At 69.3% G+C, this 16,339-nt stretch carries 13 protein-coding genes; 10 read left to right on the forward strand and 3 right to left on the reverse strand.

Translation table 11 applies throughout. The features are described 5' to 3' along the window. The 4 genes from TA90_RS15215 to TA90_RS10535 form a co-directional block, all read left to right on the forward strand. On the forward strand, positions 1-208 hold a 208-nt coding region (locus tag TA90_RS15215; protein WP_043536286.1), incomplete at its 5' end, for a hypothetical protein. A gap of 151 nt (positions 209-359) precedes the next feature. Further along, entirely contained in the window at positions 360-1,664 is a 1,305-nt protein-coding gene (locus tag TA90_RS10525; RefSeq protein ID WP_052450766.1) for an MFS transporter, read from the forward strand. A gap of 120 nt (positions 1,665-1,784) precedes the next feature. Further along, positions 1,785-2,825 (forward strand): NAD(P)-dependent alcohol dehydrogenase, encoded by a 1,041-nt coding sequence (locus TA90_RS10530; protein ID WP_043536287.1) that lies wholly within the window; start codon positions 1,785-1,787, stop codon positions 2,823-2,825. A 45-nt stretch (positions 2,826-2,870) separates the two neighbouring features. After that, positions 2,871-3,752, forward strand: coding sequence for an AraC family transcriptional regulator (locus tag TA90_RS10535; RefSeq protein ID WP_043536289.1), 882 nt, complete (start codon positions 2,871-2,873; stop codon positions 3,750-3,752). Between the two features lie 123 nt (positions 3,753-3,875). Here TA90_RS10535 and TA90_RS10540 read toward each other — a convergent pair whose 3' ends face one another. Next, positions 3,876-5,690, reverse strand: coding sequence for a glycoside hydrolase family 35 protein (locus TA90_RS10540; RefSeq protein WP_043536290.1), 1,815 nt, complete (start codon positions 5,688-5,690; stop codon positions 3,876-3,878). A gap of 154 nt (positions 5,691-5,844) precedes the next feature. On the opposite strand from TA90_RS10540, the gene TA90_RS10545 reads away from it, so the two are divergent. The 4 genes from TA90_RS10545 to TA90_RS10560 all read left to right on the forward strand — a co-directional run bounded on the left by TA90_RS10545 (position 5,845) and on the right by TA90_RS10560 (position 10,336). Continuing rightward, a complete protein-coding gene (locus tag TA90_RS10545) occupies positions 5,845-6,792 on the forward strand; it encodes a carbohydrate ABC transporter permease (RefSeq protein ID WP_407921590.1) in 948 nt (315 codons plus the stop codon). Position 6,793: 1 nt separating this feature from the next. Then, a complete protein-coding gene (locus tag TA90_RS10550; protein ID WP_082031635.1) occupies positions 6,794-7,732 on the forward strand; it encodes a carbohydrate ABC transporter permease in 939 nt (312 codons plus the stop codon). Between the two features lie 72 nt (positions 7,733-7,804). Beyond that, positions 7,805-9,199 carry an ABC transporter substrate-binding protein gene (locus TA90_RS10555; protein WP_043536292.1) on the forward strand — a complete coding sequence of 465 codons (1,395 nt, stop codon included), beginning with the start codon at positions 7,805-7,807 and terminating at the stop codon, positions 9,197-9,199. Between the two features lie 129 nt (positions 9,200-9,328). Continuing rightward, positions 9,329-10,336 (forward strand): LacI family DNA-binding transcriptional regulator, encoded by a 1,008-nt coding sequence (locus TA90_RS10560; protein WP_197067887.1) that lies wholly within the window; start codon positions 9,329-9,331, stop codon positions 10,334-10,336. 72 nt (positions 10,337-10,408) lie between these two features. Here TA90_RS10560 and TA90_RS10565 read toward each other — a convergent pair whose 3' ends face one another. Continuing rightward, positions 10,409-12,079: a fumarate hydratase gene (locus TA90_RS10565; protein WP_043536296.1), complete on the reverse strand. Its 1,671-nt coding sequence runs from the start codon at positions 12,077-12,079 to the stop codon at positions 10,409-10,411. A gap of 294 nt (positions 12,080-12,373) precedes the next feature. Here TA90_RS10565 and TA90_RS10570 point away from each other — a divergent pair, with 294 nt between their 5' ends. Further along, positions 12,374-13,762, forward strand: a complete 1,389-nt coding sequence (locus tag TA90_RS10570) for a class II fumarate hydratase (protein ID WP_043536297.1) — start codon at positions 12,374-12,376, stop codon at positions 13,760-13,762. A gap of 196 nt (positions 13,763-13,958) precedes the next feature. Beyond that, the gene (locus TA90_RS10575) at positions 13,959-15,302 is read left to right on the forward strand and encodes an MFS transporter (RefSeq protein ID WP_043536299.1); all 1,344 of its coding nucleotides are present in this window, start codon (positions 13,959-13,961) and stop codon (positions 15,300-15,302) included. A 51-nt stretch (positions 15,303-15,353) separates the two neighbouring features. Here the strand turns inward: TA90_RS10575 and TA90_RS10580 are convergent. After that, positions 15,354-16,339, reverse strand: a 986-nt coding sequence (locus TA90_RS10580; RefSeq protein ID WP_082031637.1) for a phosphotransferase, incomplete at its 5' end; no start/stop codon positions are given.

Raw genomic sequence — 16,339 nt, forward strand, 5'->3', positions numbered from 1 at the left:
CCTGGTGGTGCTCGGCATTCTCGGGCGGGGGCTGCGTCTGGACGAGGCCGAACGCCTGGCCCGGGGGGCCGGGTACGGCCGGGGGGCACTGGGGACCGTCCTGTTCGTGGGGAGTTCCATCCTCTTGGGCCTCCTCACCGTCGCATCCGTCTTCGTGCTGATCCTGGCCATCGGTCAGGGCTACAACGCTCCTGTTCCCGGCGCCTAGGACCCTCCGCGTCTGCACCCTGACGCGGAGGGGCGGGGCATGAAAGTACCAGGACCGGGCATGGGGAGTGCTGGGAGGGGTCCCGTCGTGTAACGAGACTGGGGGACGTCGGCGGAGCGGCCGTCGACCGGACACGATGAGGTGACCTCCTGTGAACCCACGGACACATCCCCGACTGGTCTTCGGCTTCGTGGCCATCGCCGTCTTCATGACGGGCGACCGCTTCGAACTGACCTTCCTGTCCAAGTACCTCGTGGACCTCGGGTTCTCGGCGACCCAGGCGTCCCTCGTCTTCACCTGCTACGGCCTGGTCGCAGCGTTCGCGGGCTGGTTCTCGGGCGTGCTGGCCGAGATGTTCGGCGCGCGCCGGATCATGCTCGTCGGTGCCGGCGCCTGGGTCACCCTGCACCTCGTCCTGCTGACGGTGGCACTGCCACTGGGCTCCTACCCCCTGATCCTGCTGGTCTATGCGCTGCGTGGCGTCGGATACCCCCTCTTCATCTACAGCTTCGTCGTGCTCATCGCCCAGACCGTCGACACCGCGCGGCTGGGTTCGGCGATGGGATGGTTCTGGACCTCCTACTCCATCGGCATCGGGGTCCTGGGTGCCTACCTGCCCAGCTGGACGGTCCCCTGGATCGGGGAGTACCACACGCTGTGGCTCTCACTGGGATGGGCACTGGCGGGCACGCTCATCTGTGTCCTCCTGGTCCCCCGCAGCCCGGGGAGGGCGGACTCGGAGGGGCTGGACCGGTCGGAGAAACTGCGCGAGCTGACGCGCGGGGCCACCATCCTCGTCGAGGACCGTCGCATCGCCGTGGCCGCGGTGATCCGCGTCATCTGCAACCTGACGCTCTACGGGTTCCCCGTGATCATGCCCCTGTACCTGACGGGGAACACACCGGGGTCCTCCGACTGGTTCACCCTCTCCGACTGGATGAGGATCTGGGCGGCGATGTTCACCGTCACGGTCTTCGGCAACGTGATGTGGGGACGCCTGGGGGACCGCTTCGGTTGGATGCGGCAGATGCGCTGGTACGGCTGCTGGTTCTGTGCCGCTGCGACCCTCGCCTTCTTCTACGCGCCGCGGATGTTCGGGGCGAACATGGGCGTCATGCTGGCCGCCGCGGTCCTGCTGGGTCTCGGCGTGACGGCCTTCGTCCCGATGGGGGCCGTCTTCCCGGCGCTCGCGCCCCGGCACAAGGGCGCTGCGATCTCGGCCCACAACCTCGCCTCCGGGCTCACCACATTCGCAGGGCCCGCCATCGCCACGGTGCTGTTGCCGGTGGTCGGGGTGGGTGGGGTCTGCTGGACCTACGCCGGGCTCTACCTGGTCGGATCCGCCCTGACCTTCCTCGTGCACCCACCCCAGCCGGGTTTCGACCTCTCCGGACACAGGTTGCCGGCCTCGGCTCCGGTCGCGGCGCCACCGCCGGCGTCCCACCGGCACCGGTGACCGCAGCGGCGTCAGTGTCCGCACCGGCCCCCCTCACCCCTGCAGCCGTCCCACCATCCGCCTGACCACCCACCCCCACCACCCACCCCTCCTGCCCAACCCATTCGAAGGAGAAACACCATGAAGGCTGTCGTCCTGGAGAAGCAGCACGAGATCAGGATCCGCGACGTCCACCAGGACCTGCACGTCGGGCCCGGTGACCTGAGGATCGCCCCCCACACCGTGGGGATCTGCGGGTCCGACGTCCACTACTACACGCACGGGCGCATCGGTCGCTACGTCGTGGAGAAGCCCATGATCCTGGGCCATGAGGCCGCCGGCACCGTCCTGGAGGTCGGTCCCGACGTGGAGGGGTTCGCTGTCGGTGACCGGGTCGCCATGGAACCCGGCGTCCCCGACATGTCCTCACGGGCAGCACGCATGGGGATGTACAACGTGGATCCCGCTGTCAGGTTCTGGGCGACACCGCCCTACGACGGGTGCCTGGTCGAGGAGGTCGTCCACCCCGCCGCCTTCACCTACCACCTCCCCGACTCCGTCACCTTCGGTGAGGGCGCGCTGCTGGAGCCGCTGGCGGTCGGCATGCACGCCGCGACCAAGGCACAGATCCACCCCGGTGACATCGCGGTGGTGTCCGGGTGCGGCACGGTGGGCATGCTCACCGCTGCATCCGCCCTGGCCGGCGGCGCGGCCCGCGTCCTCGTCTCCGACGTGTCACCCGTGAAGCTGGGGATCGCGGCCCGCATCCCGGGAGTCGTCCCGGTGGACCTGCGCAGCCAGGACCTGGAGGAGGTCGTCCACGACCAGACCGCGGGTTGGGGCGCGGACGTCGTCTTCGAGGCATCGGGGGCTCCTGCCGCCTACGAGACCCTGTGGAAGCTCGGGGCGCCGGGCAACCGCACCGTGCTGGTGGGAATCCCGGTGGATCCGGTCAGCATCGACGTCACCGAGGTCCAGGCACGCGAGACCACGATCGAGACCATCTTCCGTTACGCCAATGTCTACCAACGTGCCATCGACCTGGTGGCCGCGGGCAGGATCGACCTGGCACCGTTCATCACCCACACCTTCGCCATGGACGACGCGGTCGCGGCCTTCGACCGCGTGGCCGAAGGACGGCCCGGGGACGTCAAGATCCAGATCACCGTGGACCATTCCTGAGGTGGAACCCCGGCGTGGTCGGCGGGGTGGTGGGAGCATGGACAGGTGACCACCTCCCCGCCCGACCGCGGTGTCCTGGAGGTCATCGTGCCCGAACCGGGCACCGTCCTGCGATGGCACACACATGACTACCCCCACCCCCTGGCGCGATGGCACCACCACCCCGAGGCGGAGTTCCACCTCATCCGGCGGGGCACGGGCCTGATGATGGCCGGTGACGCCCTGGTCCCCTTCGCGCCGGGGCAGGTGGCACTGATGGGTGGGGGACTGCCCCACAACTGGATCTCGGACCTCGCCCCCGGAGAACTCCTGCCCGGGCGCGACGTCGTCTGCCAGGTCCTCCCCTCCCGGGTCGCCGCTCTGGCGGAGGTCTTCCCGGAGTTGCTCCCCGCCGTCCGCGTGCTTGCGCGCGCAGCCCACGGAACCGTCCTCACGGGGCACGCCGCCCTCGTCGCAGCCGGGGTGCTTGGGCGCATGGGCGGCCACACCCCGATGGAGCGCGTGGTGGACCTGCTCGGCCTGTTCCAGGTCTTCGCCGACGCAGACGAGGGGGAGTGGCACACCGTCGTCACACCGGGATACCTGCCCGACCACTCACCCGACACCGCCGAGCGGCTCAACGCCGCCCTCGCCCTGGTCAGCGACGGACTCGGCTCCGAGCTGCGTCTGGAGGACGTCGCGGATGCGGTCGCGATGAGCCCCGCGGCGTTCTCGCGCTTCTTCCACCGCGCAGCCGGGATCACCTTCTCCGACCTGGTCAGGCGCCTGCGGATCTCGCGTGCCTGCCACCTGCTGGTCACCACGGACCTGCCCGTCTCGCGTGTCCAGGAGGAGTGCGGGTACTCCAACGCCTCCAACTTCAACCGGCGCTTCCGCCAGGAGACGGGGACGACGCCCAGCGCCTACCGTCGAGCCCACCACGGGTGAGGGGGCCGCACGGCAGCCGGGACGCGACGGTCTCCCCGGGGACCCGACAGGGCCGTGGGCACGCGGACCAGGGGACAGTGGCACGCTCTCGCGATGCCCCTGCAGGGGCATCGCCCCCGGCCGCTACCAGTCCACGGGTCCGAGGTCCGGGGACCCGAGGAACCGCCAGGTGGGCAGCTGCACCGGGTCGACCACGAACACCAGGAGCACATTGGGCCCGGCGGCGGTGAAGGGCGCGGGCACGTAGAGCGTGCGCTGGGGGCCGCGCCGCGTGAAGCGGCCCAGGAGGTGTCCGTTCATCCACACCAGCCCGTGCCCCCAGTCGCGGGTGTCGACGAAGAGGTCGGCGGGCCCGTCGAGCACGACCTCCGCCGTCAGGAACATCGGTTCCGTCACCGCGGTCGTCGCCAACGGTTCGACCGCGGACAGGACCGCGGCGGTGTCGGAGAGATCCGGGCACAACGAGTCCCACCCGACCAGCGGCTCGCCGTCGAGGAGGACGCCTCCGACCAGACCCTTCGCCTCCCCGATGCGAGGTCCGTAGTCCACCCTGCCCTGGTCCTCCACGAGGATGTCCAGGACCCGGGTCCCCGCCGGGACCACCACGGTCGTGTCGTGGTCCATGCGCTCCAGGACCCCGACCCTGACGCCGTCGGCCTCCACGACCGCGCGGTCGCGGACGTCGGGCACCTCCACCAGGTGCGCTCGCCCGCCGTCCGGCGCTCCTCCTCCGGAGAGGCCCGCGTGCGTCGCCCGTGCCTGCGGGAGCGTGCTGCGGTGGTGCACGAACCCCGAGAACTGGCCGAGCCCGTCCATGGTGGGGAGGTGGAGGTGGTGGGACCACGAGCCGAGTGCGTCCTCCACCCGTCGGAGGCTGGTGCCGGCAGTGAAGACGCCCGACGGGGTGGGGGCCGGTGGGCGGGGCCCGGGGACCTCGTCCGGGAGCGCGGCATGGCGGCCCAGCACCTCGCGGAAGGCCCAGTACTTGGCCGTGGGGTGACCGGACTCGTCCAGGGGGGCGTCGTAGTCGTAGCTCGTGGTGATCGGCAGGTACACACCCTTGTCGTTCGCACCGTTCGTGAGACCCAGGTTGGTGCCCCCGTGGAACATGTAGAGGTTGACCGAGGCTCCCCGGTCCAGGAGGTCCTCGAGCTCGCGGGCCGCCTCGCGGGCCGAGGTCGTGTGGTGGTGGCCGCCGACCTGGTCGAACCACCCGTCCCAGAACTCTGAGCACATCAGTGGGCCCGTCGGCTGGACGCGACGGAGCGCCTCCAGCCTCTCCGCCGCGCGCGACCCGAAGGACCCGGTCGTCAGGAGCTCGGGCAGGGTTCCCGCCACGAGCATCCCGTCGCGGGGTTGGTCGACGGTGGTCAGGGGCACGGTGACACCGCACCGTCGGGTGAGGTCGCTGAGGGCCCTCAGGTAGTCGTGGTCTGCACCGAAGGCCCCGTACTCGTTCTCGACCTGGACCAGGACCACCGGTCCGCCCCGGTCCACCTGGCGGGGGACCACGATCTCGTAGACGTGGTGGAGGTAGTCCGTCACCGCCTCCATGAAGCGGGGGTCGAGGGAACGCACCGGCGCAGGGTCGGGGCCGGCGTGGTGGGCGAACAGCCAGGCGGGCAGGCCACCCCCGTCGAACTCCGCGCAGATGTAGGGGCCGGGCCGCACGATCGCGTGCATGCCCTCCTGTGCGACCGCGTCCAGGAACCCTCCGAGGTCCAGCCCGTCCCCGACGCGCCATTCCCGGGGGGACGGCTGGTGGAGGTTCCACGGGACGTAGGTCTCAATGGTGTTCAGACCCATGAGTCGGGCCTTGTGGATCCGGTCGCGCCAGTACTCGCGCGGGACGCGGAAGTAGTGGATCGCGCCGGACAGTATGCGGAACGGCTGGCCGTCGAGGACGAAGTCGTCACCGATGACCTGGAAGGTACTCATGGGTCTCTCCTGTCGGGTGCGCCGCAGGAGGTCGTCTGGGAGCGTTGCCAAACCGTGTCCTCCGCTGTCTTGCGGTCCTGCACCCCAATGATATGGTTACGTTAACGGACGGGGTCTCGAATCGTCCGACTTCAATGCAGAAGGAGTGGCTCCAGTGGCCATGATCACGTCGCCTGCCACAGGCGCCGCACCCCTCGGGGCTTCGGAGGAGGCAGGGAAGCTGCGTCACCGTCGTCGTGACTGGCGCGGGTGGCTGTTCGTCGGGCCCTTCGTCCTCGCGTTCCTGTTCGTCCTCGTCGCCCCGCTGCTCTACTCGATCGTGTCGAGCATGTTCTCCTACCGGGCGTTCTTCGGTGACTATGCCTTCGTCGGCCTCCAGAACTACGTCAAGCTCTTCCATGATCCGCTCTTCTGGGCGGGTCTGTGGCGGGTGACGCTGGTCCTCCTCATCCAGGTGCCGATCATGCTCGTCCTGGCGATGCTGCTGGCACTGGCGATCGACTCCGCGCGGCTGCACGGATCCAACTTCTTCCGTCTGTCCGTGTTCCTCCCCTACCTCATCCCCACGGTGGTCGCTGCGCTGATGTGGGGCTTCCTCTACGGGACGAACTACGGCTTCACCAGCCAGGTCAATGACATGTTCGGCTGGCACATCAACCCGTTCGCGCAGCAATGGATCCTGGTCTCGATCAGCAACGTCATCACCTGGACGTACACGGGCTACAACATGCTGATCTTCTACTCGTCGCTGCGCACCATCGACACGAGCATCTACGAGGCCGCAGTGCTCGACGGCGCCAATGAGTGGCAGGTCATCCGGGCCATCAAGATCCCCCACATGAGTGGCTCCATCGCGATCACGGTCATCTTCTCGATCATCGGCACGTTCCAGCTGTTCAACGAGCCCTCCATCATGCAGCGCATGGCGCCGTCCGTGATCACCAACTCCTTCACCCCCAACATCTACGCCTACAACCTGTCCTTCGGCGCCGGGCAACAGGGGTACGCCGCTGCATTGGCGATCGTCATGGGGCTGATCACCGTCGTCATCGCCTACGGCGTCCAGCTGCGGGGCATGCGCACGACCGAAGGGGACAACTGAGATGAGCACGTCCACAGGGACCACCACCGCACGTCCGCGTCGCCGCCCCGTCGGGGTGCCTCGCCATCACTCCGGGACGTCTTCGATGTCCCCCGCCCAGCCCAGGAAGAGCTGGGGTGTCACGGTGGTCGCCGCGTTCTACCTCGTCTACACGTTCTTCCCCCTGGTGTGGCTGGTCATCTCCTCCACGAAGACCCAGGCCGACTTCATCTCCACCTTCGGGTTCGCCCCCGGGCACAGCTTCGCGTTCTGGGACAACCTGGTGATGGTCTTCACCTACTCCAACGGAGCGTTCACGCGGTGGCTGCTCAACACCCTGCTCTACGTCGTGGTCGGCGGGGGAGGGGCAGTGTTCCTGGCGGTCCTGGCCGGGTACGGCCTGGCCAAGTACCGTTTCCCCGGGCGACAGGCCGTGTTCCTCACGGTCATGGGTGCCATCGCGGTGCCCTCCGCGGCCCTCGCGGTCCCCCAGTTCCTGATGTTCGCCAAGCTGGGGCTGACGAACAACCCGATCGCCGTCATCGTGCCCTCGCTGGTCGCCCCCTTCGCGCTGTACCTCATGTACATCTTCGCCAGTGAGTCGGTGCCCAACGAGCTGCTGGAGGCAGCACGGGTCGACGGGGCGAGTGAGTTCCGGACGTTCTTCCAGGTGTCGCTTCCGTTGCTGGCCCCGGGCATCGTCACGGTGTCCCTGTTCACCGCGACGACGACGTGGAACAACTACTTCCTCCCCCTGATCATGCTCAAGGACTCCTCCTGGTACCCGTTGATCATCGGCCTGAACCAGTGGAACCAGCAGTCCTACATTCCCGGAGCGCAACCCGTCCAGAACCTCGTCGTGATGGGCTCGCTCCTGACGATCCTCCCCCTGATCGTCACTTTCCTGTTCCTGCAGCGGTACTGGCAGGCAGGACTGGCGGCGGGAAGCGTCAAGGCCTGAGGCACCCGCACAGGCCCCACGCGCCGCCGTCCGACAACGAAGTCACCACCCACACAACGGAAGGTTCAGTTCATGCAATCCTCAACCATCAAGCGGGCCGTCGCAGTCGCGTCGGCCATCGCGGCAGGTGCCTCACTGGCCGCCTGCTCATCCGGATCGGGTCAGAGTGGCCAGAGCGGCGCCGCTGCTCCCGCGGACTCCTTCGACTCGGGCAAGGACTACAGCGTCACCGTCTGGTCCTGGGAGCCCACCATCCAGCAGGACTCGGACGTCGTCGCCGCGTTCGAGAAGGAGTACCCCAACATCAAGGTCACGGTCACCAACGTCGGGGGTGCGGCGGACACCTACACGGCCCTCTCCAATGCCCTCCAGGCTGGCTCCGGCCTCCCCGACGTCTCCCAGATCGAGTACTACGCCCTGCCCCAGTACGCCATCAGTTCGAGCCTGGCCGACCTGACCCCCTACGGTGCGGGTGACCTGGAGGGCCAGTACACGACGGGCACCTGGAACTCCGTCAACCAGACGACCGCGAAGGGCGAGAAGGGCATCTTCGCCCTGCCCGTCGACTCGGGGCCGATGGCCCTGTTCTACAACGAGGAGGTCTTCGAGAAGGCCGGCATCGACTCCCCGCCGACCACCTGGGACGAGTTCTACCAGGATGCCAAGAAGATCCACGCACTGGGCGACAACTACTACATCACCTCCGACTCCGGTGATGCAGGCTTCCTGACGTCGATGATGTGGCAGCTCTCCCCGAGTGCTTTCACCGTCGACGGACAGGACGTCACCGTGAACTTCTCCGACCCGAACTTCGAGAAGTGGGTCGACATCTGGCAGAAGCTCATCGATGAGAAGCTCATCAACACCAACATCTCCGGCTGGTCCGACGAGTGGTTCAAGGGTCTGGGCGACGGGACCATCGCCTCGCTGGTGACCGGCGCGTGGATGCCGGCCAACCTGCTGGCCAACTCCCCGGAGGCCAGCGGCAAGTTCCGGGTCGCCGCGATCCCGTCCCTCGACGGCACGGCGGTGAACGCGGAGAACGGCGGATCCTCGCTCGCCATCATGCAGGAGAGCCCCAACAAGGCCGCCGCCTACAAGTTCGTCGAGTTCGTCTCCAACGGTGACGGCGCCAAGCTGCGGGTCCAGGCCGGCAACTTCCCGTCGCTGCAGGCCACCCTCGACGATGCGGACTTCCAGTCCTCCACCGGTGACTACGCGGCACCCGACCTCCTGACCTACTTCGGTGGTCAGGAGTACAACAAGGTCCTCGCAGAGGGCGCCAAGGCCGTCAACTCCGGATGGTCCTACCTGCCCTTCGAGGTGGCTGCGAACTCGAAGTTCGCCGACACCGCGGGCCAGGCCTACAGTGGCTCCGGCACGACACTGAAGGACGCCCTGGCCTCATGGTCGGACGCCATCGTCCAGTACGGGAACGAGCAGGGGTACACCGTCACCTCGAAGTGACGGACCCCGGGGCGCCCTCCATCCCACCGGGTGGAGGGCGCCCGTCGCCGTCGCGGACGGCCATTCGAACGGGTGCGGGCGCCGGGTGGTCCCGGGGTCCGCACGTGGCATCAGGAACGGGGAGGAACCGTGCCAGGTCCCAAGCGGCCCTCGATGGCCGACGTCGCACGCGCGGCGGGTGTGTCGGCCCAGACCGTCTCTCGTGTGGCGAACGGAGAGCCCTACGTCTCCGACGCCAAGCGTGCGCGTGTCCTGCAGGTGATGCGCGAACTCGGCTACCGACCGAACTCCGCGGCGAGGGCCATGAAGCGCGGGGCCTTCAAGACGATCGGGGTGGTGTTCCACAGCCTCCACCCGGTGGGGAACCACCGCACCCTCGAGGCGATCTCCGAGGTGGCCGCCACCCGTGGGTACGCGACGACGCTCATCCCACTGGAGGCGACGACGCACCGGGCGGCCGACGGGGCGTTCACCCGCCTGGGGGAGATGACCGTGGACGCCGCCATCGCCATCATCCCCTCGCACTTCGTGGGGGACTCGACGCTCCACCTCCCGGTGGGCGTGCCGTTGGTGGTGCTCGGTCCCTCACTGGACATGAATGCGGCCAGTGTCGACTTCGACCAGGAGGTGGGCACCCGCGAGGCGGTCCGACATCTGCTGGGGCTCGGACACCGCACTGTCCACCACGTGGCGGGACCCGCTGAGTCGTACTCCGCGGTCGGGCGCGAGCGGGCGTGGAGATCGGTCCTGACCGAACAGGGGAGACCGGTCCCGCCCGTGGTCACCGGCGACTGGAGTCCCGATTCCGGCTACCGCGCGACGCGCGACCTCCTCGAGCACGAGCGCCCCACGGCGTTGTTCGTGGCCAACGACCAGATGGCGCTGGGGGCCTTCCGCGCGCTCCTGGAAGCGGGGCTGCGGGTGCCCGAGGACGTGTCGGTGATCGGGTTCGACAACATCGACGAGGCGGTGGCGTTCCCCACCCCCTTGACGACCGTCGCCCAGGACTGGGAGAAGGTCGGGCACGAGGCGCTGCGCGCAGCCCTGGACATGATCGCCGGGGGCCCACCGACCACGTCCTCCCTGCCGACGCGTCTGGTGGTCCGGGAGTCGACTGGACCGGCGCCACACCGCTGAGCCGGGTCGGCACCGGGTCCACCGCCGGGGTCGGCTGCCCGGAGCCCGGGCAGCCGACTCACGGCCGCGGCCTCACAACCCGGGGCGCTTCCCGATGGTCAGCGTGATCTCCTGCGTGCCGGCGAAGAAGTCGTTGCCCTTGTCGTCCACCACGATGAAGGCCGGGAAGTCCTCGATCTCGATCTTCCACACGGCCTCCATCCCCAGCTCCGGGTACTCCAGGAGTTCCACGGACTTGATGCAGTTGGCGGCCAGCTCCGCAGCGGGCCCACCGATGGAGCCGAGGTAGAAGCCACCATGCGCTTTGCAGGCGTCGGTCACGGCCTGGGAGCGGTTGCCCTTGGCCACCATGACCATGGAGCCGCCGGCCGCCTGGAACTGGTCGACATAGGAGTCCATGCGTCCGGCCGTGGTGGGACCGAAGGAACCCGAGGGCATCCCGTCGGGCTTCTTGGCGGGGCCGGCGTAGTAGACGGGGTGGTCCTTCAGGTACTGCGGCATCTCCTCCCCGGCCTCCAGGCGCTCGCGGATCTTCGCATGGGCGATGTCGCGGGCCACGACCATGGTGCCGTTGAGGGACAGGCGGGTCTTCACGGGGTGCTTGGACAGCTCCGCGAGGATGTCGGACATGGGCTGGTCGAGGTCGATGCGCACCGCCTCGTCCGCGCCTCCCACCTCCTCCTCGGTGGGATCGGGCAGGAAGCGGCCCGGATCGGTGTCCAGTTGCTCCAGGAAGACGCCCTCAGGGGTGATCTTCGCCTTGGCCTGGCGGTCCGCGGAGCAGGACACGGCGATGGCCACCGGCAGGGAGGCCCCGTGGCGGGGGAGGCGGATCACGCGCACGTCGTGGCAGAAGTACTTGCCGCCGAACTGCGCGCCGATGCCCATCTCGCGGGTGAGCTCCAGGACCTGTTCCTCCAGCTCCTTGTCCCGGAAGCCGTGGGCGGTCTCGTCACCGTGGGTGGGCAGTTCGTCCAGGTAGTGGGCGGAGGCGTACTTCGCGGTCTTGAGCGCATACTCCGCGGAGGTGCCTCCCACGACGATGGCCAGGTGGTAGGGCGGGCAGGCCGCGGTCCCGAGGCTGCGGATCTTCTCCTCCAGGAACTGCATCATGTGCGTGGGGTCCAGGATGGCCTTGGTCATCTGGTACAGGTAGGACTTGTTGGCCGAGCCGCCTCCCTTGGCCATGAAGAGGAAGTGGTACTCGTCCTCCTCACCCGGCGCGGTGTCCGCGTAGAGCTCGATCTGGGCGGGCAGGTTGCAGCCGGTGTTCTGCTCCTCGTACATGGAGATCGGTGCGTTCTGCGAATAGCGCAGGTTGAGTTCCGTGTAGGCCTCGTAGACGCCCTTGGCCAGGGGGCGCTCGTCGGTGCCCTCGGTGATGATGCGCTGGCCGCGCGACCCCTTGATGATGGCCGTGCCGGTGTCCTGGCACATGGGCAGGACCCCGGCGGCAGCGACATTGGCGTTGCGCAGCAGGTCCAGCGCCACGAAGCGGTCGTTGGCGGAGGCCTCGGGGTCGTCGATGATGCGGCGCACCTGCTCCAGGTGGGCTGTGCGCAGGTAGAAGGAGATGTCGTGGTAGGCGGTGCGCGACAGCAGCTCCAGGGCCTCGGGGGAGACCTTGAGGTAGGTCGTGCCCTCGGGCCCCTCGACCGTCTCGACCCCCTCGGTGGTGAGCAGGCGGTACTGCGTGGGGTCCTCGCCCAGCGGCAGCATGTCCTCGTAGAAGAACTCGGTCACTTCTGGCTCCTTCGCGCTCGCGGTCGCACAACGCGCCCACGCTAGGGGCGGGGTCGGGGTGGGCGTGGGGATGCAGGTCCCAGATGCCCCCCGATCGACGAGGGCGGGGCGGTGTCCGTGCTGGTCACATGCGATTCAGCAGGGACACGGAGCCGCCCTCGTGACGGGGACGACACCTCCGCGGACGCCCACCCGACCCCCGGAGGCGGGGCCGTGGAGGGAATTAGGTCCCATCGCCCTCACAGAAATGGCGGACAATGGAGTCGGACCGTCCCCAGACGAAGGAGAACTGACATGACGGAGTACCGCATCGAGCACGACACCATGGGTGAGGTCCGCGTCCCCAAGGACGCGCTCTACCGCGCCCAGACCCAGCGCGCGGTGGAGAACTTCCCGATCTCCGGGGAGCGTCTGAGCCCCCACCACATCGCGGCGCTCGGCCAGATCAAGCGCGCCGCGGCCCTGGCGAACCTGGAACTCGGGGTCATCGACAAGCCGACCTCCGACGCCATCGTCGCCGCCGCCGAGGAGGTCATCGACGGCAAGCACGACGACCAGTTCCCCATCGACATCTTCCAGACGGGCTCGGGGACCTCCTCCAACATGAACGCCAACGAGGTCATCGCCACCCTCGCCTCCCGGGCCTCCGGGCTGGCGATCCACCCCAATGACCACGTCAACGCCTCCCAATCCTCCAACGACGTCTTCCCCTCCTCCATCCACATCGCCGCCTACCAGGCGGTCGATGAGGTCCTGCTGCCGGGCCTGCGCACACTGGAGGCCTCCCTGGCTGCCAAGGCGAAGGAGTTCAAGGACGTCGTGAAGTCGGGGCGCACCCACCACATGGACGCCACCCCCATCACACTCGGCCAGGAGTTCTCCGGCTATGCCTCCCAGATCACCCACGGCATCGCCCGCGTGGAGGCCACCCTGCCCCACCTGGCGGAGCTGCCCCTGGGGGGGACCGCGGTGGGCACCGGCATCAACACCCCTGCCGGCTTCTCCGCCCGCGTCATCGAGTTGATCGCCCAGAACACGGGGCTGCCCCTGCGTGAGGCGGACAACCACTTCGAGGCCCAGGCCGCCCAGGACTCCCTGGTCGAGCTCTCCGGCGCGCTGCGCACGGTCGCGGTGTCCCTGGTCAAGGTCTCCAACGACCTGCGGTGGATGAGCTCCGGGCCGCGCACCGGCATCGGCGAGATCCACCTGCCCGACCTCCAGCCGGGCTCCTCGATCATGCCCGGCAAGGTCAACCCGGTCCTGCCCGAGGCCACCGTCCAGGTCGCCGCCCAGGTGATCGGCAACGACGCGGCGATCACCTTCGCCGGTGCGCAGGGCAACTTCGACCTGCTCGTCATGCTGCCGGTGATGGCCGCCAACCTGCTGCAGTCGGTCAACATCCTCGGCAACGTGACGCGGGTCCTCGCCCAGCGCTGCGTCGACGGGATCGTGGCGAACGTGGAGACCTGCCTGCGCCACGCGGAGTCCTCGCCCTCCATCGTCACCCCGCTCAACCGCATCATCGGCTACGAGAACGCGGCCAAGATCGCCAAGCACTCGGTGAAGGCCGGCATCACCGTGCGCCAGGCCGCCATCGACCTGGGCTTCGTGGAGCGCGGCGAGATCTCCCTGGAGGACCTCGACCGGGCACTCGACGTGCGCACCATGACCGGGTCGCACTGACCGGGAGCCGACCCAGGGTCTGGGTGTCCGCTGGCCGGGAGGGGGGGAACCCTCCCGGCCAGCATGCTGTCCGGGCCGAGGTGGGTGGTGGACGGGTTGCGGCGCGGCGGGGGGCGGGTCGCCCTCGTCCGTGTGGGGGCGCGGTCCGGGCGGATAGGATGTCGGGAGTCTGCCCCACCCTTGATGACGAGGTCCGATGACAACCACCCACCTGTCGCCCCCTGAAGCCGCACGCCGGGCACGGGGAGCAGTGTTCGCGCTGTTCTTCACCAACGGGGCCCTCTTCGCCAACCTCGTCCCCCGTTACCCGGAGATCAAGGACACCTTCGCCCTCTCCGACTCCGCCTACGGTGCCACCGTCGCCCTCTTCCCGCTGGGGGCCGTGTGCGCGGGACCCCTCGCAGCCTGGGTGATCCAGCGCTTCTCCTCCGCGCGCACCGCCGCGTTGGGGACCGCGATGATCGGGGCGGCGCTCAGCCTCGTCGGGTTGGTGACGGTGTGGCGCGCCTCGATCGGCCCGCAGGGGGGTGGTGCTGCCACCGTGGCCTATGTCCTGTTCGCGGTGACCTTCTTCCTGGGCGGGGCCTCCGACTCGATCACCGACGTCGGCCAGAACGCCCACGGCCTGAGGGTCCAGCGGCTCTACGGGCGCTCGATCATCAACTCCTTCCACGGAGGGTGGTCCCTGGGCGCGGTCACGGGAGGGGTCATGGGATCCCTGGCCGTCGGCCTCGGGATCCCGTTGGGCTGGCACCTGTTCGGGGCGGCCCTGATCTTCATCGCGGTCGGCGTGGGCGCGCAGCGCTTCGCCCTTCCCGGCCCGGACGTCGCAGGTTCCCCCGGCATGCCCGCCCTGCCCGCGGAGGGCACGGTCGGACAGCCGGAGGACCTCCCGCTCGTCTCGACCCCGGGGGCCGGTGACGCCCCGGTCGGGCCCACCGCGGACGGGGGGCGCACGACCACCATGGCGTGGCCCTGGCTGGCGGTCCTGCTCGCGCTCACGGTGCTCTCGATCTCCGGCACCGCGGTGGAGGACATCACCTCGACGTGGTCCACGCTCTACATGCGTGACTTCCTGGGGGTGAAGGCCGGCTTCGCGGGCCTGGCCTTCATCACGCTGCTCGTCTCCCAGACCATCGGCAGGCTGACCGGGGACCGGGTCATCGACGCACTCGGCATGCGTCGGACCGTTCAGATCGGGGGCGCGCTCGTCCTGGTGGGGACCGGGCTGTCGGCCGCGGTGCCGGCCGTGTGGACCATGCTCGTCGGGATGGTGCTGGCGGGCCTGGGGTGCGCGGCGATCGTGCCCGTCGCGATGAACGCCGCCGACGACATCCCCGGGATGCGCGCCGGTGTCGGCCTGACGGTCGTCACCTGGCTGATGAGGCTCTCGTTCCTGCTGGGACCCCCGTTGGTCGGGCTCATGGTGGAGGCGACGAGCCTGAGGTCCGCGATCCTGGTCCTCCCGGTCGCCGGTGCCGTCACCGTGGTCTCCGCTGCGGTGCTGGCACCGGGGAGGCGGGAGGCCTCCCGCACCTGAGCCCGTCACGGCGCCCCCGGATCCCCTCCCGGCGCGTCGGCGCGGGTGGCGTCAGGGGCGGTCGAGGTGCAGGCGCTCCGTCGGGGCCTCGGACACCGGGAGCGGACCGGTGTCCAGGTCGGGGTCCTCGTCGCCCGACCCCTCCGGGTGTGCCTCAGCGGTTCCCTCCGGCGGTTCCCCGGTGACCTCGCCGTCGGTGGCGTCGGTACCTTCAGTGGCCCCGCCCTCCACGTCCTGTGCCGGGCCGTCCGGCCGGACGGGTCCGCCGGAGGCAGTGGCCCCGCCCTCGACGTCCCGGTCCGCGGTCACGGGTGGGACCACGGGGACGGGGGGACGCACCAACCGGGCGTCCCCGACCTCCGCGGCGAGGTCCGCGAGCATCTGGCGGGCGTCGGCGACGACGGAGTCGTCCTCGGCGTGCAGGCCGTGGGCGAGCCAACGTGCCACCGCGAGCTCGGAGAGGAGCTGCGCCCGGGTCATCAGGTGCAGGTCCGTGGCGTCGCGGGCCATCGCGTAGGCCTCCTGGAAGCGGTCCAGGAACTCGTCGGAGGACCGCGCGAGCACCCAGGCGACATCCTCGGCGGGATCGCCGACATGGGCGGAGGAGAAACCGGTCAGACCCATCACCGACCCGTCCTCGACGAGGATCGACGTCGGCTGGAGGTCGCCGTGCACCGGTGCCGTCCGGAAGCGCCACAGGGCCACGTCCTCCAGTGCCGACTCCCACCGGTCCCAGAGGGAACGGGGGACGGCGCCGGTGGTCGCGACCTCGTCGAGGAGGGCGAGGTGGCGACCACGGCACTCCTCGGCGGTGTAGGCCGGCAGGTCGACGCCGGTGTACGTGGCGTCGGGCAGGTTGTGCAGGGCCGCCAGCGCCCGGGCGAGTGAGGCGGGGAGCACGAGGGGATCGGCGAAGTCGTCCTCCGTCATGAACTGACCACCGAGGTCACGGTGGACCATGACCCGCACGCCTTCCGCGGTGCGGGTGAAGCCGGCCGGGCGGGGCACGTCGAAGGGGAGACGACCCGCGTCGTGGG

This window comes from Actinomyces polynesiensis (assembly GCF_000820725.1).
GTDB classification, from domain to species: Bacteria; Actinomycetota; Actinomycetes; order Actinomycetales; family Actinomycetaceae; genus Pauljensenia; species Pauljensenia polynesiensis.